This is a genomic window from Aggregatibacter actinomycetemcomitans (assembly GCF_023518055.1).
Lineage (GTDB): Bacteria > Pseudomonadota > Gammaproteobacteria > Enterobacterales > Pasteurellaceae > Aggregatibacter > Aggregatibacter actinomycetemcomitans.
The window spans coordinates 512,280-533,996 of the sequence record NZ_CP085096.1; the positions used below are offsets into that span (position 1 = coordinate 512,280).

Genomic DNA, 21,717 nt, shown 5'->3' on the forward strand with positions numbered 1-21,717 from the left:
TTATTCGCAAGTTCATTCTTTACTTGCTATCCTCTTCGGGGTCGCCGGCAGAGCAGGCGCTCAAAACGTGATACGTCCCCCTCCCCGCAAACAGGGGAAGGCGAGAATCATAACGTTGATAAAATGATAATTACAGTCAAAACAGACTATCCATTAAACCATCGTCAACAATTCCGCAAAATCTTCAAACACCCAATCCGGGTGGGATTCGGCAATCGGGATGTTGTAGTTATAACCGTAGGTTAATCCCACCACCGGGCAGCCGGCATTGTGCGCGGCAATAATGTCATTGCGGGAATCGCCCACGAACAACACTTGTTTCGGATACAAACCGAATTTGCCACATAAATAGAACAACGGACCGGGATGCGGTTTGATTGCCGGTAAGGATTGACCGCCCAGCACTTCATCGAACAAGTCTTCAATGCCGAACGCCTTTAACACGGGACGGGTGTGTTGGGTCGGTTTATTGGTGACCACCGCCAAGCGGTAGCCTTTGGCTTTGAGTTTTTGCAGGGTGTCTTTGACGTTAGGAAATAAACGGCTACGGTTACAAATATTTTCGCCGTAAAACACATTAAAACGTTCTTTTAGCGTGGCAATCTGCGCTTCCGTCAAAGTTTTACCCGATTGCGCCGTCGCCCATTCCAAGGCGCGGGCGATTAAAATCTGCGCGCCATTGCCAATCCAGGTCAGCACCAACGCTTCCGGCGCTTGCGGCAAATCGAATTCCGCCAACGCCGAATTCACCGATAACGTCAAATCCGGCAGGCTGTCCACCAGCGTGCCGTCCAAATCAAAACCGATTAATTTAAATTGTCCTGTCATGCTTATTTCCCTACTGTGGCTAATTGTTGACGCATTTCATCAATGACTTTTTGATAATCCGGCTGGTCGAAAATCGCCGAACCGGCAACAAACATATCCGCCCCGGCGCGTGCCACCTCGGCGATGTTGGAGACTTTCACGCCGCCATCCACTTCCAAACGAATATCAAAGCCGCTGTCATCAATGCGTTTTCTCGCCTGTTTGAGTTTATCCAATGTCGCCGGAATGAAAGATTGTCCGCCAAAACCCGGGTTCACCGACATCAGCAGAATAATATCCACTTTATCCATCACATAATCCAAATAGCTTAACGGCGTGGCGGGGTTGAAAACCAAACCGGATTTGCAACCGCAGTCGCGAATGAGCTGTAAAGTGCGGTCGATATGTTCGGATGCTTCGGGGTGGAAAGTAATGTAGCTGGCGCCGGCTTTGGCGAAATCGGGAATAATGCGATCCACCGGTTTCACCATCAAATGCACATCAATGGGTGCTGTGATGCCGTAATCGCGTAAGGCTTTGCACACGGCGGGACCGAAGGTTAAATTCGGCACATAATGGTTATCCATCACATCAAAATGAATCACATCGCCACCGCACTTTAATACCTTTTCCACGTCTTCACCCAAGCGGGCAAGGTCGGCGGAAAGAATGGACGGCGCAATTAAATAGGGTTTCATGGTCTCACCTCTCAGGCTGTCAAAATTGCCTTATCTTACTACGATATAACCCAATTTTTAAGAAATTATTCCGCACCGGGCGGGCAATGTCGCATTTTGATACGATTCAAGGTAAACTAGGCGTAATTTTTTTTCGATTTAGCGGTTTTTTATGCGTTTATTTATTTCTCTTTTAATAGCGGTTTTATTGCTGTTTCAGTACGATTTTTGGTTCGGTAAGAATGGGTATACGGACTACAAAAACACCACCAAAGAAATCGCCGTACACCAGCAGGAAAATGAAAAACTTTCCCAGCGCAATCAAATTATTGCAGCGGAAATCAAAGATTTAAAAGAAGGTGTGGATGCCATCGAAGAGCGCGCCCGTCTGCAGCATGAAATGGTAAAACCGAACGAAACCTTTTATCACATCGTCAAAGAACACAAATAATGACCTCAACCCGCAAGATTATCGCCGTCGTTCCCGCCGCCGGCATCGGCAGTCGAATGCAGGCGGACAAACCGAAACAATATCTTCACATTCACGGACAGCCGATTTTACAGCACACCTTAAACGTACTGTTGGCTTATCCGCACATCAGCCGAATCGTGCTGGCGGTCGCCGCCGATGATCCTTATATTGACCAACTTAAGCTCAGCCAAAACCCGAAAATTCAGTTGGTGGAAGGCGGTGAAACCCGTGCCGATTCCGTACTCAACGGTTTAAATGCCGTGCAGGACGCGGGCGCCGACGTTTGGGTGATGGTGCACGACGCGGCGCGCCCTTGTTTAACTCACGGCGATTTAGAAAAATTACTTGAAATTCAAGATGATAACGGCGCTATTCTCGCCATTCCGGCAACGGACACCATTAAGCGCGCCCTGCCTTCGCAACAAATTGCCCACACGGAAGATCGTAGCCAATTATGGTTGGCACAAACCCCGCAGTTTTTCCGTGCAGATTTATTACGCGACGCTTTAACCCGCGCCAAACAGCAGCAGTTTGCCGTCACCGACGAAGCTTCCGCCATGGAACTCGCGGGATTTCGACCGCACTTGGTGGCGGGGCGTAGTGATAACATTAAAGTCACCCGCCCGGAAGATTTGGCGCTGGCGGAATTTTACTTAACGAGGAAGACAATATGATACGAATCGGCCATGGTTTTGACGTGCACGCTTTCGGCACCAACAACCCGCTCATTATCGGCGGTGTCACCATTCCCTTTGATAAAGGCTTTATCGCCCATTCCGACGGCGATGTGGCATTGCACGCGCTAACCGATGCGTTGCTCGGCGCGGCGGCATTGGGCGACATCGGCAAACTGTTCCCCGACACGGATATGCAATACAAAGGCGCGGACAGTCGCGTATTGTTGCGCGAAGCCTACCGTCAGGTTCAGGAAAAGGGCTATTGCGTAGGCAACGTAGATGTCACCATCATCGCCCAAGCGCCGAAAATGCGCCCACATATTGACGCCATGCGCGCGCTGATTGCGCAGGATTTGGCGTGCGATATAGAACAGGTGAATGTCAAAGCCACCACCACTGAAAAACTCGGGTTTACCGGTCGCGGTGAAGGCATTGCCTGCGAAGCGGTGGCGTTGCTGGTGCGTAAACCATGATGGAACTCGCCTATTTGCAAAAAACGCCGCCAAAACAGACCGCACTTTTAAAAGCGGAATGCGCGGATTTTGTCGTCAAAGAGCAACTGGGCTACGACATGAGCGGCGACGGCGAATTCGTGGCGGTGAAAATACGCAAAACCGATTGCAACACCTTGTTTGTAGGCGAGCAACTGGCGAAATTCGCCGGCATTTCGGCACGCAACATGAGTTATGCCGGTTTGAAAGATCGCAAAGCTGTCACCGAACAATGGTTCAGCCTGCAAATGCCCGGGCAACCGACGCCGGATTTCAGCCAATTTCACCTTGACGGCGTGGATATTCTTGAAGTGACCCGCCACCAACGCAAAATCCGTATCGGCAGCCTGCAAGGCAATCATTTTGAGATTTTGCTGCGCCACGTGGAAGAAACCGACGAGCTCAAAGTGCGGTTGGATTTTCTGGCAAAAAACGGCTTCCCCAATTATTTCACCGAACAGCGTTTCGGGCGCGACGGCAACAATCTCACCCAAGCCCTACGCTGGGCGGCGGGCGAAATCAAAGTGAAAGATCGCAACAAGCGCAGTTTCTATATTTCCGCCGCCCGCAGTGAGATTTTCAATTTAATCGTTGCCAAACGTATTGAACTCAGTCTGGCGCAGCAGGTCTTAAATGGAGACGTTTTGCAACTGAACGGTTCGCACAGTTGGTTTGTGGCGGACGCATCGGAAGATTTGACGCAACTGCAACAACGCTTGGCACAACGGGATATTTTGCTTACCGCACCGCTTATCGGCGAAGAGGACAAAAGTGCGGTGGATTTTGAGAATGAAATTTTTGTCGCGCACCAAGCCTTGTTCCATTTGATGCGGCAAGAACGCGTGAAAGCCGCCCGCCGTCCGATTTTAATGCAGGCGCAACAGTTTCAATGGCAATTTGAACCGAACGGTTTGCGCCTTAAATTTTATTTGCCGGCAGGCAGTTACGCCACGGCGTTGGTACGCGAGCTGGTGAATGTTGAAAACTGAAAAACGAGAAGAAAAACAGGAATAACAAGAACATGAATATTTTATTAAGTAACGATGACGGCATTCACGCGCCGGGCATTCGTGTGATGGCAGAAGCATTGCGTAAGATTGCCAATGTGACCATCGTCGCGCCGGACAGCAACCGCAGCGCCGCCTCCAGTTCCTTAACCTTGGTGAAGCCGTTGTATCCGTTACATTTGGAAAGCGGTGATTATTGCGTCAACGGCACGCCGGCGGATTGCGTGCATATTGCGCTGAACGGTTTTCTTTCCGGGCGCATCGATTTGGTGATTTCCGGCATCAACGCCAGGGCGAACCTGGGCGATGATGTGCTATATTCCGGCACGGTCGCGGCAGCATTTGAAGGGCGTCATCTGGGCTTGCCGTCTATTGCGGTATCGCTCGATGGTCGTCAACATTTTGAAACGGCGGCGCGCGTGGTATGCGATTTGGTGCCGAAATTACACGCCCAATTATTAGGCAAACACGAAATTCTGAATATTAACGTGCCCGATGTGCCTTACGAAGAACTGAAAGGCATTAAAGTGTGCCATTTGGGCTACCGTTCTTCCGCTTCTGAAGTGATTAAACAGCAAAGCCCGCGTGGCGAAGACATGTATTGGATCGGGCTCAGCGGCTTGCCGGAATATGAAAGCGAAGGCACCGATTTCCACGCGGTGAAAAACGGCTATGTTTCCATTACGCCGATTCAGGTGGACATGACCGCGCACCACTCAATCAACGCTTTACAACGTTGGTTAGAAAGTGAATAATGCAATCTTTTAGGACAGGAATGCAAGATGAAGCTATTTGGCGCCATGTACGACAAAACCATGCAATGGTCGAAACACCGTTTCGCGCCTTTCTGGTTGTCTTTCGTGAGTTTTATTGAGGCGATTTTCTTCCCAATTCCGCCGGATGTGATGTTAATTCCGATGTCCATGTCAAAACCGCAAAGTGCGGTGAAATTTGCCATGTTTACCGCCACAGCCTCCGTACTCGGCGGGATGATAGGTTACGCGTTAGGCTATTATGCTTTTAATTTGGTCGAACATTACATTACCCAATGGGGCTATCAGGCATCATGGCAAACCACCATTCACTGGTTTGAACGCTGGGGCATGTTGTTGGTGTTCGTGGCAGGCTTTTCGCCGATTCCGTACAAAGTGTTTACCATTTGCGCCGGCGTGATGCAAATGGCGTTTATACCATTCGTAATTACTGCGTTTATTTCCCGTACGGCGCGGTTCTTACTGGTCGCCAAATTAGCCGCCTGGGGTGGTGAAAAATTTGCTGCCAAATTACGTAAATCTATCGAATTCATCGGTTGGTCGGTGGTGGCATTAGCCGTCGTCGCGTATTTAATTTTACGTTAAATAAGGTCACGAAAATGAAGAAACTGATTCTGTTACTATCTATGTCGTTAACGTTAGCGGCTTGTTCTTCACATGATGAGATACCGAAAGACGAAAACGATCTGCCGCCGGGCATTATGCAACCGGTGGAAGGCACCGGCGCCATCGCAGGCGGCAGCTGGGTGCCTGAAATTCAACAACAAAGTATGCCAATCAATATGCAATAATTAAGGAATCCGACAAATGAAAAGCTCTTTTTTACTGTTACCGATCAGCATTGCCGTGTTAGCGGCCTGTACTTCGAATACACCGGCACCGGTGGAAAACGCCGACGGTACCTTATCCCCGGGACTCATGCAACCGGTGGACGGTTCAACCGATGGCGGCAATAGCACATGGGAACCGCAAATCCAACAAGGCAATGTACCCGCTTCGATGAACGGTCCGATTGCCCAGTCGAACAATCTACAGGCGACCGGCGCACAATCTACTCCGCAGCCGAATTTTCAACCTATGTATCAACAGTCTGCACTGCAAGCACAGCCGGTTCAGCAAACCCAACCTGCCGCGCAAAATCAACCGCAACAGGCATCCCAGGATTTCACCATTCCACGTAACCCGACCACTAACGCACCGGATTACAGCCAAATCAACAAAGGTTTCTACAAAGGTGAAACCTATACCGTACGCAAAGGTGACACCATGTTCCTTATCGCCTACATTTCTGGTTTGGATGTGAAAGAATTGGCGGCGTTGAATAATATGTCCGAACCTTACAGCTTAAGCGTCGGACAAACCTTAAAGGTGAGCCGCGGCACAACGGCTACGGTGCAAACGAAAGCTGCACCGCAAATGCAACCGACGGTCACCCAACCGGCTACGCAAGGTGGTGAACCGACCGTAACTTACACCCCGGGCGCAAACGGCACACAATATGGTTCCGACGGCACGATTACCGGCCCGATTAAAGCCGGCGTAGGTACTGCTGCACCGGCAACCAATCAGCCGATAACCCAAGCGGGCACCGCACCGGCAGTATCCAACGTGGCATGGCGCTGGCCGACCAACGGCAATGTGATTCAAGGTTTCTCTAACGCCGACGGCGGTAACAAAGGCATCGACATCAGTGGTTCTCGCAGACAAGCAGTCAATGCCGCCGCCGCAGGTCGAGTGGTTTACGCGGGTAACGCCTTACGCGGTTACGGCAACCTGATCATCATCAAACACAATGATGATTTCCTCAGCGCCTACGCCCACAACGACAGTATTTTGGTAAAAGACCAGCAGGAAATCAAAGCCGGTCAGCAAATCGCAAAAATGGGCAGCACCGGCACCAACGGCGTGAAACTGCACTTTGAAATTCGTTACAAAGGCAAATCCGTGGATCCGTTGCGTTATCTCCCACGTCGTTAATCGACAAAACACAACAAAAAGTGCGGTCAGAAATTTAGGTGTTTTTCGGACCGCACTTTGATCTGCCTCCCAAAAGTTGGACAGGTTAGTTAACTTAAGTATTGAGCTCGGTACTGTACCGGGCTCAATACTTTTAAATCGGGTTTAATTCGTTTTGGTTGTAATACACCAAATTTACCCGGCTGTAATCCTGCCCTGTTGATAATAAAAGGTTGAACTAGGTATTTCGGACACTTGCAGCAGGTCATTTAAGGCATGTTTTTCCTTTAACTTTTCGATGACTTTTCTTTTTCTGCCGTCGTTTTTGATTGTCTAATTCCACTAACTTTTTTAGATAATCAATCTCCTCTTTTGCAAGGGCAGGTTCCCGTTTCAGTTTTTTAAAGGCTTGTGGTGAAAAGTCGCTTGTTTCAAGCCACTTCAATCTGCGTTTTTTTCATTTTGGGTTTCAGAATTTTGGAGGTTTTAGGTTTGTGTAAGGTGATTTTACGCCATCAAGCCTTCTTTCACGAAAGGCTTTAACCACAATAAATGACTTGAGAATGAGGAATCTGATGAAGTTCAGCCACCTCACGGATACCAAAATCCTGCTAGGTGACCTGTTTGATAATTTCTAAACGAAATTGATAAGAGTAAGACATAATCTGCACCTCAAATTAGGTGTCCAGGTTTTGGGGTGCAGATCACTTTTTCACTCTATTTCCCTCTCGTCCGCACCCACAAATCCGCATATTTTATAAACGTTGAATGCGCCGAGAGAATTGCCAGCAGTAACCCTGCTTTGCCGTCTAAAAATCCCAATCGGATAAAATACATTTTCACAAAACAACCGATGGCGTGACTGACACCTTGCCATAAGGTGGCTTTTTTACCGGATTTTTCCCGTTGTTCCGCCCAGGCTTTGGCGTAGCCGGCGGATTTCACTAAATAATGATGAATATCTTGATAAGTGTAGTGCAACAGATCTCCGTTTAATTTTTGAATGTCGGCATTGGCGGGCAATTCTACTTTTTCATGGACCAATTGATCGCCGTAACGCGCGAAATCCGTGCGATACAGGCGAATGACATAATCGGGATACCAGCCGGAATGGCGAATTTTGCTGCCGAACACTTCACTTAAGCGCGGGATTTTGTATGCCGTATTCGGCGCGTCTTGTGCGATGGCATTTTGAATGGATTGACGTAATGCCGGCGTGACCCGTTCGTCCGCGTCCAGCCACAATACATAATCGCCGGTGACATAGTTCTGGGCTAATTGCCGTTGTTTGCCGAAGCCCGGCCAGTTGGTGTTTTGATAAAACTTGGCGTGATATTGCTCGGCGATGCGTTGCGTGTCGTCCGTGCTGCCGGAATCTAAAATGACGATTTCATCCACCCAATCTTTCACCGTATCCAGGCACGATGCGAGGTGGTGCGCTTCGTTTTTGACAATCATTGCAACGCTGATGGTAGGCATATTTTTATCCTTTGTGAATCTGCTGCAAACGCTTATACTAAGCGCTTGTTTATCATTATGAAATGTTCGCAATTCTAACATAAGCCGGCGTATTTTCTATGTTACGTTTTTTTTATACCTGTTTAATGTATCTTGTGCAGCCTTTTTTGTGGCTTTCGGCGCTGTTTCGAGGCTTCAAAGCGCCTAATTACCGCAAACGTTTAGGCGAACGTTACGCGTTTTACGGCGAATTGCCCGCACCGAAACCCAACGGCGTGCTTATTCATGCCGCGTCGGTGGGCGAAGTGATCGCCGCCGTGCCGTTAATTAAACGTATTCAGCAAGATTACCCGCATTTGGCGATCACCGTGACGACCATGACGCCCACCGGCTCCGATCGTGTCAAGGCGGTTTTCGGTGAGAGCGTCACCCACGTTTATTTGCCTTATGATTTACCCGATGCGGTCGCCCGTTTTATTCGCTTTGTGCAACCGCGCCCGGTGCTCGTCATTGAAACGGAACTGTGGTTTAACCTGATTCATCACTTATCGCAACGAAAAATTCCGTTTATTATCGTGAATGCTCGCTTATCGGCACGTTCTGCCAAGCGTTACGGCTGGTTTAAAAATCAGTTAAAACCATTGTTGGATAACATCAGCTTGATTGCACCGCAGGATGACGTGAGTCTGGCGCGTTATGCCCAATTAGGCATTGCACCCGAACGTTTAACGCTGATGGGCAATATTAAATACGATTTAAATTTAACGGACGATTTGCTGAATAACATCACTGCGTTAAAAGCGCAATGGAATACCCGACGCCCTATTTGGATTGCCGCCAGCACTCATGAAAGCGAAGATGAAATCATCTTAAAAAGCCACCGCACTTTATTGGCGCATTATCCCGATTTATTGTTGATTCTGGTGCCGCGCCACCCCGAGCGTTTTAATTCGGTGGCGCAGCTCATTGAACAGCAGGGCTTTCATTATATCCGACGTAGCAGCCATACTGCGCCACAGGCGGAAATACAAGTGCTGCTCGGCGATACTATGGGCGAGTTGATGTTGCTGTATGGCATGGCGAACGTGGCATTGGTGGGCGGCAGTTTGGTAGCGCACGGCGGACATAATCCGTTAGAACCTCTGGCATTTAAATTGCCGGTGATCAGCGGCAAGCACACGTTTAATTTCCCTGAAGTCTTCAGTAAATTAATTGAACGCCAAGGCGTCGTGATAACGGAAGATAGCCCGCAGGCAGTGGTGGAGGCGGTGGCGCAGTTTTTATCATCGCCGACATTGGGCGAATGCTACGGCAATGCCGGTTATGCGGTATTAAATGAGAATCGCGGCGCATTGCAACGCGTCATGGATTTATTAAAACCTTATTTAGACGAGGTGAATTAGATGACCACGGTAATTTATCCCGGCACCTTTGACCCGTTAACCAACGGGCATTTGAACATTATCGAACGAAGTGCGGTGCTTTTTCCGCGCGTTTTAGTGGCGGTGGCGGAAAGCCCGAGCAAAAAGCCGTTATTCAGCTTGACGGAACGGGTGGAACTGGTGCGCCAAGCCGCTGCCCATTTGCCGAACGTGGAAGTCATCGGTTTCGATAATTTACTGGCGCACACCATCGCCCAATATGACGTTAAAGCCATTATTCGCGGCGTGCGCAGCACCACGGATTTTGAATACGAAGTTCAGTTAGCCCATCTTAACCGCCTGCTTACCCACGGCGTCGAAAGCCTGTTTTTCCCGCCGGTGGAACAATGGTCGTACGTCTCCTCCACCATGATTCGCGAAATTTACCTACACAACGGCGATATGAGTCAACTGGTTCCACCAGCGGTATTAAAGGCGTTACAGGCAAAGCGTGAGTTGCGTGGGTAGGGGACGTAAATTCTAATGAGATGGGTAGGGTGAGTGTAAACGCACCATTTGGCGCCATTAATTACCCCGAATACCCCTCCAACACTTCCCGCCAATTCTGCTTGGTAAAATGAATATGCATACATTCTACCTCTTTGGTGAATGAGCGATGTAGCCGTTGCAGGTTGGCTTCTTTCCAAAAATGCCCGGATTTTTCACCGCACTTATCGAAGTCGATAAGCCAGAATGGATTGCCGTTGTCCGTTTGTTGGCACAGAATATTGTGAGCGTTAAGATCCGTGTGGCAGATTTGCAAATCGTGCAAGTGACGGATGAGCGCACCGATTTGTCGCCATTGGGTTGATTCAAGGTTTTGTGTCTGTAAAAGTGCGGTCAGATCGCGGGCATTTTCGACTTTTTCGCTTAATAAATCCGCCTGATAACAAATGCCTAAGTTGCCTTTGCGTACCCGCGCCCCGATAGGTTTAGGAACCGGTAAGCCTGCCTGATGTAATTGATTTAACAGATTAAATTCGGCAACACTACGGGTGTTTTTCAGTTTGCTGAAAGGATAACGATCTTTGTTGATTTTGCCCCACAAGCCGCCACGATAATAGTGACGTAGCGCCGTGTTCACGCCGAATAAATCCGCCGTTTGCAGAAACCACGTGGTGCCACGACCTTTTGCCGAACCGATAACGCGGTTTTGTTGTTGCCAGAAAGCCGCCTCGAAAAATTGCGTTTGGTTTGTCAAAGGTTGGTCGAAATTAAACAGAAAAAAATCGTTTTTGAGTTGAAATTCAAGCATTTTGAATGATGAAAATGAGATAGCGAATAGGCGCATTCTACTTTAAAATACGCCAATTCCCAAATTTAACCGAGATCAACGGAAACCCATGGCTCTTTTCACTAAAGCTCCCAAATCCCTTTGTATTCTGCGTTTGTCCGCCATCGGCGATGTTTGCCATGCGTTGGCAGCGGTGCAACATATTCAACACTATTGGAAGGACACCAAAATCACTTGGATTATCGGCAAAACCGAAGCGCAATTGTTGCGCAACGTGCCGGGCATTGAGTTTATCGTGTATGACAAAAAGTGCGGTTGGCGTGGCGTGTGGAATTTATGGCGGCAGCTGAAACATCGCCGATTTGACGCGCTGCTCAATATGCAAACGGCGTTTCGCGCATTGATTTTATCCCTCGGGATTCATGCCGACTATCGTATCGGTTTTGGCAAACAGCGGGCGCGGGAAGGACAGTGGCTGTTTACGAATCGGCGAATTCAGGATCCCGCTAATCCGCATGTGCTGGACGGTTTTATGGCATTTGCCGATGAGCTCGGCGTGCCGCCTGCGCCGGCGCAATGGGATTTATCGGTGACGGAAGCGGATCTGGCGACAGTGCGGCGCTACCTTGATCCGAATCGCAAAAATCTGCTGATTTCTCCGTGTTCCAGCAAAAAAGAAAAAGATTGGCTGGCGGAACGTTATGCTGCAGTTGCAAATATTGCTCATCAGCATGGCGTGAATGTGATTTTATGCAGCTCGCCCGCACCACGCGAATTGGCGATGATTGAGGAAATCAAAGCACTATGTAATTTTGAACCGACGGATGCATCGGGCAAGCTAACCTTGACCGAACTTACCGCTTTAATTCGCGAAGTGGATTTGGTGATTTCGCCGGATTCCGGTCCCGCGCACATCGCTACCACACAAGGCACGCCGGTTATTGGTTTATACGCCTACCACAACCCACTACGCACCGGCCCCTACTGTAACCTCACCAATGTGGTTTCCGTGTATGAACAAAATGTGCAACAAGAATATGGTAAGCCTTCCTCCCAACTGCCATGGGCAACGAAGCTAAAAGGGAAGAATCTGATGGCGCAAATTGACGTGCAGGATGTGATTGCGCAGATGAAGGCATTGAATTTACTGTAGAAGTGCGGTTAAAAAATCTGGTGGATCCTGACGACATTTTCCATAAAAAATCGGCACCGAAAAGGTGCCGACTGTATTTGATCTTAACTAAATCAATTAGTCTTTTTGTGTATTGTAAGCTTCTAATGCGCGTAATGAATAAGTGTAAGCGGCGCCTGCGTTTAACGCGATAGACATAGCAAGTGCGGCGGCGACCTCTTCCTCCGTTGCGCCGGCTTTGACCGCTTCGGCGGCGTGTACGCCGATACAGCTTTCACAGCGGGTGGTAACCGCCACGGCGAGGGCAATTAATTCACGGGTTTTAGCATCTAACACATTGCCTTCACAGGCAGCTGCGTCTAATGCACCGTAGGCTTGTAACATTTTCGGATAATTTTTACCTAATTCGCCGAATGATTTTTTCACATGGGCAACATCATTTTTCCAATCTGCAAACATAATTTTCTCCTTGAATATGTGTTTAAATTTCGAGATAAATTATAGGAAAATTCTTGTATCATACTTGCCAATTCGTCTTAACTTTTATATTTAAAATCTCATTATGGATTGCTTAGATAAACTTATTCAATTAGCGCAGGTGAGCGGTGAAGTGAATATTCGCTGTTTGTTTCAAGGCGAGTGGCAGGTGCGACATGATGCCGACGAAAACCAATATGTGGGCGCTTTTCACTTAATTGAACAAGGTGATTGCTGGCTGACCTTAGAAAATCAACAGATTCATTTACAAGCCGGCGAGCTCTTTTTTCTCCCGCAAAATCGACCGCACTTTATTGCCAGTAAGGCGCAGGACAATGTTATTCAAACCCGAATTACGCCGTCTGATGCACAGGAAGATCAGCAGGATTTATTTAAGGTTTACCATATCGGTCAGAATTCGCCGGATTTAAAAATGTTCTGTGGGATGCTGTACTACAACAAACCATCACTGTTAATTGATGCATTGCCGTCGTATTTGCATTTATCTTTGCGCGATACGCCGTTGTTGCCGCTTATTCAGGTGTTACAACAGGAAGCGGATAAAACGCGTAGTGGCGCGAAATCCTTGATTGATTCGCTGGTCACTGTGTTATTTATTTATATTCTGCGTCATGGATTGCAAAACGAACAACTAAATCAAGGCGTACTCGCCGGTTTTCAGGATAAGCGTTTGAACCCGGTGTTGACACAATTGTTAAACGCACCGCAACAGGCGTGGAATATGGACACCTTGGCGGCACTGGCGGCAATGTCACGAGCGAATTTTATGCGCGTATTTCAACACACTATCGGCATGGCACCGGGCAAGTTTCTGACTCAACTGCGTTTGCAGCAGGCAGCGTTATTATTAAATAAAACGCAGAAAAGCATATTGGCGATTGCGCTGGAGGTGGGCTATCAATCGGAGGCGCATTTCAGTAAGGCTTTTAAAATTGCTTACGGTATGACGCCAAGTCAATATCGAAAGCGAGAAGCCCTTTAGTATCTGTTAGGGGGAAATTACGTTATAATGCGTTGCAATCTGCAAGGCAACAAATTGGTTGTCTTTTGTGTTTAGGGAAAGAAAGAGATGTTTGAAAAAATTTTTAGTTGGTTTGAAAATCGACTGAATCCGTATCCCGACCAAGCACCGAAAACGCCGGAGAAAGGCTTGTTCCACTTTATTTGGTCCGGTATCGACGGCATGAAACGATGGATTTTACTTTTGGCGATACTCACCATCGGCGGCGGCATTATGGAAGCATTGCTATTCCAATTCATGGGCTTGCTGGTTGATTGGCTAACGGCTTACACGCCGGCAACTTTATGGCAGGAAAAAGGAGATTTGCTCATGGGAATGGCGGGCTTGCTGATCCTCAGCATTCTCTCGCTGTTTTTAGCCACTGCCGTGCGCCTGCAAACCCTACAGGGAGTATTTCCGATGCGCTTGCGTTGGAATTTCCACCGCTTAATGTTGGGACAGAGTCTGAGTTTCTATCAGGATGAATTTGCCGGACGGGTGTCTGCCAAAGTGATGCAAACTGCCCTTGCCGTACGCGATACTGTGCTGACCATCGCTGATGTTTTAGTGTATGTAGTAGTGTATTTCGTCACATCAGGTCTGGTTCTTGTTTCATTAGATAGTTGGTTCCTCCTGCCTTTTATCGTCTGGATTGTGTTGTTTGTCACGATTTTGCGTTTATTGATCCCGCGCCTTGCCAAAACAGCAGAACGGCAGGCAGATGCGCGCTCGCTTATGACCGGACGCATCACCGACGCGTATTCTAACATTGCCACGGTGAAACTGTTCTCCCACGGTTCCCGTGAAGCAGGTTATGCCAAGCGTTCTATGGAAGAATTTATGGTAACGGTACACGACCAGATGCGTTTGGCGACCTCGCTGGATACCTTGACCTATATTACCAATGTGATGCTTATTTTAAGTACCGCCGTCATCGGCGTATTGTTATGGCAACAAGGGCTGGTGGGTGTCGGTGCCATTGCCACCGCTACTGCCATGGCGTTGCGCGTACATGGACTATCACGCTGGATTATGTGGGAGTCTGCACGCCTGTTTGAAAATATCGGTACGGTGAATGACGGTATGAATACATTAACCAAACAGCAAACCATTTTGGATAAACCGAATTGTCCGTCGTTAAAGGTTACCCATGGTGAAATTAAATTCGACGACGTGAGCTTTGCCTATGATCCGGTTAAACCGTTGTTGACGCACTTTAATTTAACCATTAAACCGGGCGAAAAAGTGGGCTTAATCGGACGTTCCGGCGCCGGTAAATCCACCATCGTCAATCTATTGTTGCGTTTCTATGAAGCGCAGCAGGGTGCTATTACCATTGATGGGCAAAATATCATCGACGTGCAACAGGAAAGTTTGCGCAGTCAAATTGGCTTGGTGACGCAGGATACGTCATTGTTGCACCGTTCCGTGCGCGATAATATTGTGTACGGCAGACCAACCGCCACCGAGCAGGAAATGTTGGATGCCGCGGAACGCGCTGAAGCGGCGGATTTTATCCCGTATCTAAGCGACGCACAGGGACGTCACGGCTATGATGCTCATGTGGGCGAGCGTGGGGTGAAATTGTCCGGCGGACAACGTCAACGTATCGCCATCGCCCGCGTGATGCTCAAAGACGCACCGATTTTGTTGTTGGACGAAGCCACCAGCGCGCTGGATTCCGAAGTGGAGGCGGCAATTCAGGAAAGTCTGGATAAAATGATGGAAAATAAAACCGTGATTGCCATCGCTCACCGTTTGTCCACCATCGCCGCCATGGATCGTCTGATTGTGCTGGATCACGGACAAATCGTGGAACAGGGCACCCACGCCGAACTGCTGGCACAAAATGGCTTATACGCCAAATTATGGCAACACCAAAGCGGCGGCTTCCTGAGTGAGCACGTGGATTAAAAAACGTTTTTTAAAATGACCGCACTTTTATCGGATTTAACTAATTTTCCTCGTGCTCCTTTTCTTCCGCTTTGGTCACGGCGCCGTTGATGGTTAAGCAAATTTCGGTGGAAATGAGATGAGTGAGAATGTCCGCCAATTCCTGTAATTTTTCCGTGTTGGCGGTGCCGCTTTCGTTGAAATAACCCTGTTCTTTCAAGCTGTTGGTAAACGCAGAGAAAACGGCTTTATCAAAAAATTCCGGCGCATTAATGCCGTGTAGGACGGAAAGGCGTTGTGCCACAGATTGACTTTCTTTTTCCAGATTCACACGGGAAATCAATGGGTTATTTTGCAGTAAATTCACGGTGATGTAATAACGCTGTAGGATTTCACGTACACCTGCCGACCAAAGTTGCAACATCCGAATGTTTGGTTTATTAATCGCCAACATATTTTCACTGCACTTGATGATATTTTGACGTTGTAATTCGGCAATAATGTGCTCTACCCGTTCCGCCAGCTGTTCTTGGGTAAAATGCAGGAACAGTTCGCTACGCAGGAATGGATAAATTTTCAGCATTGCTACTAACACCAAATTTTTCTGAATGGCTTCATAATGCAGCACGATATTAGCCACAAGCGACGGCAGTACAAATAAATGCTGAATATTGTTGCGGTAATAGGTCATCAACACCGCAGAAGAACGCTCTAAACGAACGATTTCGCCGAAATTGTCTTTTTCCGGCAAAATGCCCACGCGATCCAAGCTTAACACATGGTCGAGCATGATTTCCGCTTTTTCCGTCGGCACCACCACATCATTGGAATAAGGCACGTTTTGCAGGAATTGTTGATAACTGGAAAGTTGCTCCAACAGTTGCTCGCGGGATAAGGCACGTTGGCGGGAGGACAATAACGCCGTGCCGGTTAAGTTCATGGCGTTCACGGCGGCGGCTTTGTTAATATTCACCATCACCTGATTGGAAACGGCATCTACCGCTTTGTTAAACCATTGCGGACGGTCTTCCAAAGGCTCTTTCCATTCCGGGAAATGCTGATTTAAATAGTTGCTCAAAGTAATCGGCTCGCCGAAGTTCACATAGCCTTTGCCTAAGTTGCGCAATTTTTTAATCACGCGCAGTACCAAGCCGGCATTCTCTTTTTCTTTTGCTGCACCACGCAATTCTTTCGCGTAAGTATCTACTTCCAACACGTGTTCATAACCCACATACACCGGCACAACGGTAATCGAACGGCTTTGTTGCTGTTGTAACGCCTGTAAGGTCATGGACATCATGCCGGTTTTCGGTGCAAGCAATCTACCGGTACGGGAACGTCCGCCCTCAATAAAATATTCCACGGAATAACCGCGATAGAACAATTCCGCCAGATATTCGCGGAAAATGGTGGAATACAGACGATTGCCTTTAAACGTGCGACGGATAAAAAACGCCCCGCCACGGCGGAACATACCGCCCACCGGCCAGAAATTCAGGTTAATCCCTGCGGCGATATGAGGTGGCACTAAGCCTTGATGGTACAAAACATAGGAAAGCAATAAATAGTCGATATGGCTGCGATGGCAAGGCACATAGACGATTTCATGTCCTTCCAACGCCAGTTTACGCACACGATCGGCATTTTCCACTTCGATGCCCTGATACAATTTATTCCACAACCAACGTAGGAAACGATCTGCCACGCGCAAACCTTCGTAACTGACGTTTGCGGCAATTTCATCAAGAATTTTTTCCGCTTCTTTGCGCGCTTTCTCCACGCTGATACTTTTGCTTTTCGCCTCGTCTTCAATAGCGGCTAGAATCACCGGCTGTTGTAATAATTTATTAAACATTGCCTGACGATTCGGCAGGCGCGGGCCCGTGGCGGAGATACGCTGTTTGGCAAAGTGCATTTTTGCTACGCGGGCTAATTTTTGTGCGATTTTCTGGTCAAAACCATGTTCACGCGCCATATAACGTAACGATACCGCCTGTGAAAAACGCACGAAGGTGTCCCGCCCGAACCATAAGGCGGCAATGGTTTTTTGCAGCCCGTTTAACAAACGTAAATTCGGCAGGCCCGATTTATCTTCACGCCCCGGTGCACGCCCCCACAACACGGAAACAGGGATCAGTTGCACATCTAACTGAGGAGAAGTGCGGTGCAATTCCAGGTATTTATTGAAAATCGCCGTAGTTTCTTTTTTCGCGCCTTTGGATTTAAAAAAGCGTCGACCTTCATCCAGAAACACAAAGCGCGGTAAGAAATTGCCGTTGATTTCATTTTGCTCTAACGGATCCGGCAATCCTATACTTAAACAATTTTTTCGGAAAATCAAAAAGTCGGTTTCAGAGGTGTAAGGCAAGACATAAACGATAGGTTGGGAGGTATTCAGTTCCAATTCTTCAATGGGATTATGGGGAATCGGATTGTTCTTTACTAAGATCGATAACGGCAACTCAAGCAATTTTCGATAAGCATTCAGAAAAGCAGCCATAATAAATTTCCTTTTATATCGTTATTTCGCTGACTACGGGTAAATTTTGCGCTATTTTAGCATAAAAATCCAGCCCAATTAGTGATAAGCCGCACAATTCTGAGAGAAAGGAAAGTTCGTGTTATATTTTAACAAAAGAAAAGTTGCACCCTATTGGTTTCTGTATATAATACCAGTTATTTATGTATAAAATAACAGGTTAATTTTATGAAACCACTTACAGCACGACAACAAGAAGTCTATGATTTTCTTAAACACCATCTTGAAACCACCGGTATGCCGCCAACCCGTGCGGAAATTTCCAAAGAGCTGGGATTCCGCTCTCCTAATGCGGCAGAAGAACACCTAAAAGCCCTGGCAAAAAAAGGCGTCATTGAAATCGTTTCCGGCACCTCGCGCGGCATTCGTTTATTGCTGGAAGATCATTCACAAGAAGAAGCCGGTTTGCCATTAATCGGACGCGTTGCAGCGGGTGAACCGATTTTAGCCGAACAGCATATTGAGGGCACTTATCATGTGGATCCCAATATGTTTAAACCGCAAGCAGATTTCCTGCTGAAAGTGTATGGTCAATCCATGAAAGATGTCGGCATTCTGGACGGTGACTTGTTGGCGGTGCACAGCACCAAAGACGTGCGTAACGGGCAAATTGTGGTAGCGCGCATTGAAGATGAAGTGACGGTAAAACGTTTGGAACGTAAGGGTTCCGTGGTTTATTTGCACGCAGAAAACGAAGAATTTTCCCCGATTGTCGTGGATCTCACCCAACCGACGCATTTTGAAATTGAGGGCATTGCCGTGGGGATTATTCGCAATAACGCGTGGATGTAAAAACATCGGAAAAATCCACCGCACTTTTATTGCAAACGCCCTGATTCAGTGTATAATTTGCGCCCTCAGTCACATCCGAATTAGTTCCTTGCTTCCACAAGATTGGTGACTGGTCTTACGTTGGAGGCTGATTAACCCGTAAGGAGCAGTAATGCGTCACTACGAAATCGTGTTTATGGTTCATCCGGACCAAAGCGAGCAAGTACCGGGCATGATTGAACGTTACACCGGTTCTGTAAAAGAAGCCGGCGGTCAAGTTCATCGCCTAGAAGATTGGGGTCGCCGTCAATTAGCATACCCAATTAACAAATTACATAAAGCACACTATGTGCTTATGAATGTAGAAGCGCCTCAACAAGTAATCGACGAGCTAGAAAAGACTTTCCGTTATAACGATGCTGTGTTGCGCAGCCTTGTTATTCACACTAAGCACGCCGTAACCGAAGCGTCCCCAATGGTTAAAGCAAAAGACGATCGTAAAGCTTTAACTGAAGTTGAATCCAACGATTTTGAGGATGCTGAAGAGTAATTTAAACATTGATAACCGTTTATCCATTATCGGTATCGTTGCCGGTAATCTTAAACGACGCAAAAGTCCGAGCGGAATCGAACATTGCCAATTTTTATTGGAACATCGTTCAAACCGGGTAGAAGCGAATTTAACGCGGCAAGCCTGGTGCAAAATTCCGGTTCAGGTGAGCGGCAATCAATTAGTAGAAAAAACTCAAGGCATTACGGTCGGCAGTAAAGTATTAATTCAAGGTTTTTTAACCACCCATCAGTTAAATAATGGGTCAGTACAATTAGTTTTACACGCCGAGCAAATCGAATTTATAGATTAGGAGACCAGCCAAATGGCACGTTATTTCCGTCGTCGTAAGTTCTGCCGTTTTACAGCGGAAAATGTTGTTGAAATCGATTACAAAGATATCGCTACATTAAAGAACTACATTTCAGAAAGCGGCAAAATTGTACCAAGCCGCATTACCGGTACTCGTGCGAAGTACCAACGCCAATTAGCCCGCGCAATCAAACGCGCACGTTATTTAGCGTTATTACCTTACTCTGACACGCATCATCACTAAGAAGGGGAAGGTCAAATGCAAGTAATTCTTTTAGATAAAATTGCACACTTAGGTAAAGTGGGCGATCAAGTAAATGTTAAATCCGGTTATGCCCGTAACTACTTAATCCCACAAGGAAAAGCGGTTATGGCAACCAAAGCTAACATTGAACACTTCGAAGCACGTCGTGCCGAATTAGAAGAAAAAGCAGCCAAAGTATTAGCCGCCGCTGTTGACCGCGCAGAACGTTTAGAAGCCTTAGGTTCCGTAACCATCGCCTCTAAAGCCGGTGATGAAGGTCGTTTATTCGGTTCTATCGGTACCCGCGACATCGCTGATGCAATCACTGCAAAAGGCGTTGAAGTGGCGAAAAGTGAAGTTCGTTTACCAAACGGTTTAATCCGTACTTTAGGCGAACATGAAGTAACTTTCCAATTCCATGGCGAAGTTCTCTCTCACTTAAACGTGATTATCGTTGCCGAATAATTCCATTCTCGACGAAAAGCCCGGTCATCGCACCGGGTTTTTTATTTGCCGAGGAAAGTGCGGTCGTTTTATAGCGCGTTTTTAATCCTCATATCACCACCGATATTTCTTTCTATTTTTTTACTAAATTACGATCCGGATCACAAATTCCACCTTTATTTCTTCAGTTTCTTTTTTCTCTGCCTATAATTGGCCCTTTAAAAAAGAGCAAGGAAAAATATGAACAAACATTTAGCACTTTTACTGCGCCTATTACAAATTCCCAAACTGGGTCCTACCACAATTCATAAAATCCTTGCGCAAATCAATTTATTCGAATTGCAATATTACGACGCGGCTGCATTTACGCAAATGGGCTGGAACGCACAGCAAATTCAAGCATGGTTTCATCCGGAACAGCGCTACATTGAACCGGCACTCTTGTGGGGAGAAAAAGAAGGGAATCATATTCTTGATTATTTTCACCCTGATTATCCCGAATTATTAAAACAAATCGAAAGCGCGCCGCCGGTATTGTTCGTCAAAGGCGCGACAAGTGCGCTATCACAGCAACAAATCGCTATTGTCGGCAGCCGCCAATGTTCAAGTTACGGTGAATATTGGGCGAAATATTTTGCCACGGAATTAACTACCAATGGTTTCATCATTACCAGCGGGTTAGCATTAGGCATTGATGGTTTCTGTCATCAGGCTGTGGTCGATTTAAAACAACCGACCATCGCGGTTTTAGGTAGCGGATTGGAAGAAGTGTATCCCGCCAAACATCTCAAATTAGCGCAGAATATTATTGAACATGGCGGTGCGTTGGTTTCTGAATTTTTTCCGCTACAACCGCCTATTGCAGAAAATTTTCCCCGCCGCAATCGCATTATCAGTGGGTTATCATTAGCAACCTTAATTATTGAAGCCACCGAACGTAGCGGATCATTAATTACAGCACGCTATGCATTAGAACAAAAGAGAGAAATTTTTGCACTACCGGGCAATATTCAAAGTCAGTTCAGCCAAGGTTGCCATAAGCTTATTAAACAGGGCGCAATGCTGGTCGAAAACGTGGAAGATATTTTAGAAAATCTTGCGCCACAAATGACATGGAAAAAACGCCCGCAAAATCGACCGCACTTTCCCGCTATAACGAAAACGACGTCCGCCTCATTACCACCCCCGGTCACACCGTCTCATCCTGAGTTATATAATTTGATCGGTTATAATCCGATAAGCGCGGATAACTTATCAACCACCCTTAATTTGTCTATTGATCAAATTCTCATTCAACTGTTGGAACTGGAATTACAGGATTTAATTATCAGTGAGAACGGGTTATATCGGCGGGTTTGACA

The 21,717-nt window shown here is 47.2% G+C and carries 25 protein-coding genes and 1 pseudogene; 19 read left to right on the plus strand and 7 right to left on the minus strand.

The window, feature by feature from the left end:
• Window positions 1-153 precede the first annotated feature (153 nt).
• Both LIN98_RS02590 and rpe read right to left on the minus strand, forming a co-directional pair.
• Window positions 154-828: a phosphoglycolate phosphatase gene (locus tag LIN98_RS02590; protein WP_005544838.1), complete on the minus strand. Its 675-nt coding sequence runs from the start codon at window positions 826-828 to the stop codon at window positions 154-156.
• A 2-nt stretch (window positions 829-830) separates the two neighbouring features.
• Complete coding sequence (gene rpe / locus LIN98_RS02595; protein ID WP_005544839.1) at window positions 831-1,505, minus strand: ribulose-phosphate 3-epimerase; 675 nt, start codon at window positions 1,503-1,505, stop codon at window positions 831-833.
• A gap of 151 nt (window positions 1,506-1,656) precedes the next feature.
• Between rpe and ftsB the strand changes: the two genes are divergently transcribed.
• From ftsB to nlpD, 8 genes are read left to right on the plus strand one after another with little or no spacing between them, the layout of a single operon-like run.
• Entirely contained in the window at window positions 1,657-1,935 is a 279-nt protein-coding gene (ftsB, locus tag LIN98_RS02600) for a cell division protein FtsB (RefSeq protein WP_005550726.1), read from the plus strand.
• Complete coding sequence (gene ispD / locus LIN98_RS02605; RefSeq protein ID WP_005544843.1) at window positions 1,935-2,630, plus strand: 2-C-methyl-D-erythritol 4-phosphate cytidylyltransferase; 696 nt, start codon at window positions 1,935-1,937, stop codon at window positions 2,628-2,630. The genes ftsB and ispD overlap by 1 nt, the downstream gene beginning before the upstream one ends.
• Window positions 2,627-3,106 (plus strand): 2-C-methyl-D-erythritol 2,4-cyclodiphosphate synthase, encoded by a 480-nt coding sequence (ispF, locus tag LIN98_RS02610; RefSeq protein ID WP_005570135.1) that lies wholly within the window; start codon window positions 2,627-2,629, stop codon window positions 3,104-3,106. The genes ispD and ispF overlap by 4 nt, the downstream gene beginning before the upstream one ends.
• Entirely contained in the window at window positions 3,103-4,113 is a 1,011-nt protein-coding gene (gene truD / locus LIN98_RS02615; RefSeq protein WP_249856153.1) for a tRNA pseudouridine(13) synthase TruD, read from the plus strand. Before ispF ends, truD begins: the two co-directional genes overlap by 4 nt.
• Window positions 4,114-4,145: 32 nt before the next feature.
• A complete protein-coding gene (gene surE, locus LIN98_RS02620) occupies window positions 4,146-4,886 on the plus strand; it encodes a 5'/3'-nucleotidase SurE (protein ID WP_005570137.1) in 741 nt (246 codons plus the stop codon).
• 27 nt (window positions 4,887-4,913) lie between these two features.
• On the plus strand, window positions 4,914-5,489 hold the full coding sequence (locus LIN98_RS02625) for a YqaA family protein (RefSeq protein WP_005570139.1): 576 nt from the start codon (window positions 4,914-4,916) through the stop codon (window positions 5,487-5,489).
• A 14-nt stretch (window positions 5,490-5,503) separates the two neighbouring features.
• Complete coding sequence (locus LIN98_RS02630) at window positions 5,504-5,695, plus strand: membrane protein (protein WP_005544854.1); 192 nt, start codon at window positions 5,504-5,506, stop codon at window positions 5,693-5,695.
• 16 nt (window positions 5,696-5,711) lie between these two features.
• Window positions 5,712-6,881 (plus strand): murein hydrolase activator NlpD, encoded by a 1,170-nt coding sequence (nlpD, locus tag LIN98_RS02635; protein ID WP_005544855.1) that lies wholly within the window; start codon window positions 5,712-5,714, stop codon window positions 6,879-6,881.
• A gap of 244 nt (window positions 6,882-7,125) precedes the next feature.
• Here nlpD and LIN98_RS02640 read toward each other — a convergent pair.
• Window positions 7,126-7,522, minus strand: a pseudogene (locus LIN98_RS02640) (transposase).
• Window positions 7,523-7,577: 55 nt separating this feature from the next.
• The gene (locus LIN98_RS02645) at window positions 7,578-8,339 is read right to left on the minus strand and encodes a glycosyltransferase family 2 protein (protein ID WP_005567120.1); all 762 of its coding nucleotides are present in this window, start codon (window positions 8,337-8,339) and stop codon (window positions 7,578-7,580) included.
• Between the two features lie 98 nt (window positions 8,340-8,437).
• Between LIN98_RS02645 and waaA the strand changes: the two genes are divergently transcribed.
• Both waaA and coaD read left to right on the plus strand, forming a co-directional pair.
• The gene (gene waaA / locus LIN98_RS02650) at window positions 8,438-9,721 is read left to right on the plus strand and encodes a lipid IV(A) 3-deoxy-D-manno-octulosonic acid transferase (protein ID WP_005567118.1); all 1,284 of its coding nucleotides are present in this window, start codon (window positions 8,438-8,440) and stop codon (window positions 9,719-9,721) included.
• Entirely contained in the window at window positions 9,722-10,207 is a 486-nt protein-coding gene (gene coaD / locus LIN98_RS02655; RefSeq protein WP_005567117.1) for a pantetheine-phosphate adenylyltransferase, read from the plus strand.
• A 61-nt stretch (window positions 10,208-10,268) separates the two neighbouring features.
• Here coaD and LIN98_RS02660 read toward each other — a convergent pair whose 3' ends face one another.
• Window positions 10,269-10,994 carry a 3-deoxy-D-manno-octulosonic acid kinase gene (locus LIN98_RS02660; RefSeq protein WP_005567115.1) on the minus strand — a complete coding sequence of 242 codons (726 nt, stop codon included), beginning with the start codon at window positions 10,992-10,994 and terminating at the stop codon, window positions 10,269-10,271.
• 88 nt (window positions 10,995-11,082) lie between these two features.
• Here LIN98_RS02660 and LIN98_RS02665 point away from each other — a divergent pair, with 88 nt between their 5' ends.
• Window positions 11,083-12,126 carry a glycosyltransferase family 9 protein gene (locus LIN98_RS02665; protein WP_005567113.1) on the plus strand — a complete coding sequence of 348 codons (1,044 nt, stop codon included), beginning with the start codon at window positions 11,083-11,085 and terminating at the stop codon, window positions 12,124-12,126.
• A 96-nt stretch (window positions 12,127-12,222) separates the two neighbouring features.
• Here LIN98_RS02665 and LIN98_RS02670 read toward each other — a convergent pair whose 3' ends face one another.
• Complete coding sequence (locus LIN98_RS02670; protein ID WP_005567111.1) at window positions 12,223-12,564, minus strand: carboxymuconolactone decarboxylase family protein; 342 nt, start codon at window positions 12,562-12,564, stop codon at window positions 12,223-12,225.
• A 103-nt stretch (window positions 12,565-12,667) separates the two neighbouring features.
• On the opposite strand from LIN98_RS02670, the gene LIN98_RS02675 reads away from it, so the two are divergent.
• Together LIN98_RS02675 and LIN98_RS02680 are read left to right on the plus strand one after the other, a co-directional pair.
• Window positions 12,668-13,585, plus strand: a complete 918-nt coding sequence (locus LIN98_RS02675) for a cupin domain-containing protein (protein ID WP_005541277.1) — start codon at window positions 12,668-12,670, stop codon at window positions 13,583-13,585.
• An 87-nt stretch (window positions 13,586-13,672) separates the two neighbouring features.
• Complete coding sequence (locus LIN98_RS02680; RefSeq protein ID WP_005592166.1) at window positions 13,673-15,517, plus strand: ABC transporter ATP-binding protein; 1,845 nt, start codon at window positions 13,673-13,675, stop codon at window positions 15,515-15,517.
• A 40-nt stretch (window positions 15,518-15,557) separates the two neighbouring features.
• Here LIN98_RS02680 and plsB read toward each other — a convergent pair whose 3' ends face one another.
• A complete protein-coding gene (plsB, locus tag LIN98_RS02685) occupies window positions 15,558-17,996 on the minus strand; it encodes a glycerol-3-phosphate 1-O-acyltransferase PlsB (RefSeq protein ID WP_005567108.1) in 2,439 nt (812 codons plus the stop codon).
• Window positions 17,997-18,203: 207 nt separating this feature from the next.
• Between plsB and lexA the strand changes: the two genes are divergently transcribed.
• From lexA to dprA, 6 genes are all read left to right on the plus strand, one after another.
• The gene (gene lexA, locus LIN98_RS02690) at window positions 18,204-18,827 is read left to right on the plus strand and encodes a transcriptional repressor LexA (protein ID WP_005544873.1); all 624 of its coding nucleotides are present in this window, start codon (window positions 18,204-18,206) and stop codon (window positions 18,825-18,827) included.
• 151 nt (window positions 18,828-18,978) lie between these two features.
• Window positions 18,979-19,356, plus strand: a complete 378-nt coding sequence (gene rpsF, locus LIN98_RS02695; protein WP_005541284.1) for a 30S ribosomal protein S6 — start codon at window positions 18,979-18,981, stop codon at window positions 19,354-19,356.
• Window positions 19,343-19,669 carry a primosomal replication protein N gene (gene priB / locus LIN98_RS02700; protein WP_005567107.1) on the plus strand — a complete coding sequence of 109 codons (327 nt, stop codon included), beginning with the start codon at window positions 19,343-19,345 and terminating at the stop codon, window positions 19,667-19,669. Before rpsF ends, priB begins: the two co-directional genes overlap by 14 nt.
• A 12-nt stretch (window positions 19,670-19,681) precedes the next feature.
• Window positions 19,682-19,912, plus strand: coding sequence for a 30S ribosomal protein S18 (gene rpsR / locus LIN98_RS02705; protein ID WP_005541294.1), 231 nt, complete (start codon window positions 19,682-19,684; stop codon window positions 19,910-19,912).
• A gap of 15 nt (window positions 19,913-19,927) precedes the next feature.
• Complete coding sequence (rplI, locus tag LIN98_RS02710; RefSeq protein ID WP_005544876.1) at window positions 19,928-20,377, plus strand: 50S ribosomal protein L9; 450 nt, start codon at window positions 19,928-19,930, stop codon at window positions 20,375-20,377.
• Window positions 20,378-20,596: 219 nt separating this feature from the next.
• Window positions 20,597-21,715, plus strand: coding sequence for a DNA-processing protein DprA (gene dprA / locus LIN98_RS02715; protein WP_005567106.1), 1,119 nt, complete (start codon window positions 20,597-20,599; stop codon window positions 21,713-21,715).
• The last annotated feature ends 2 nt before the right edge of the window (window positions 21,716-21,717 follow it).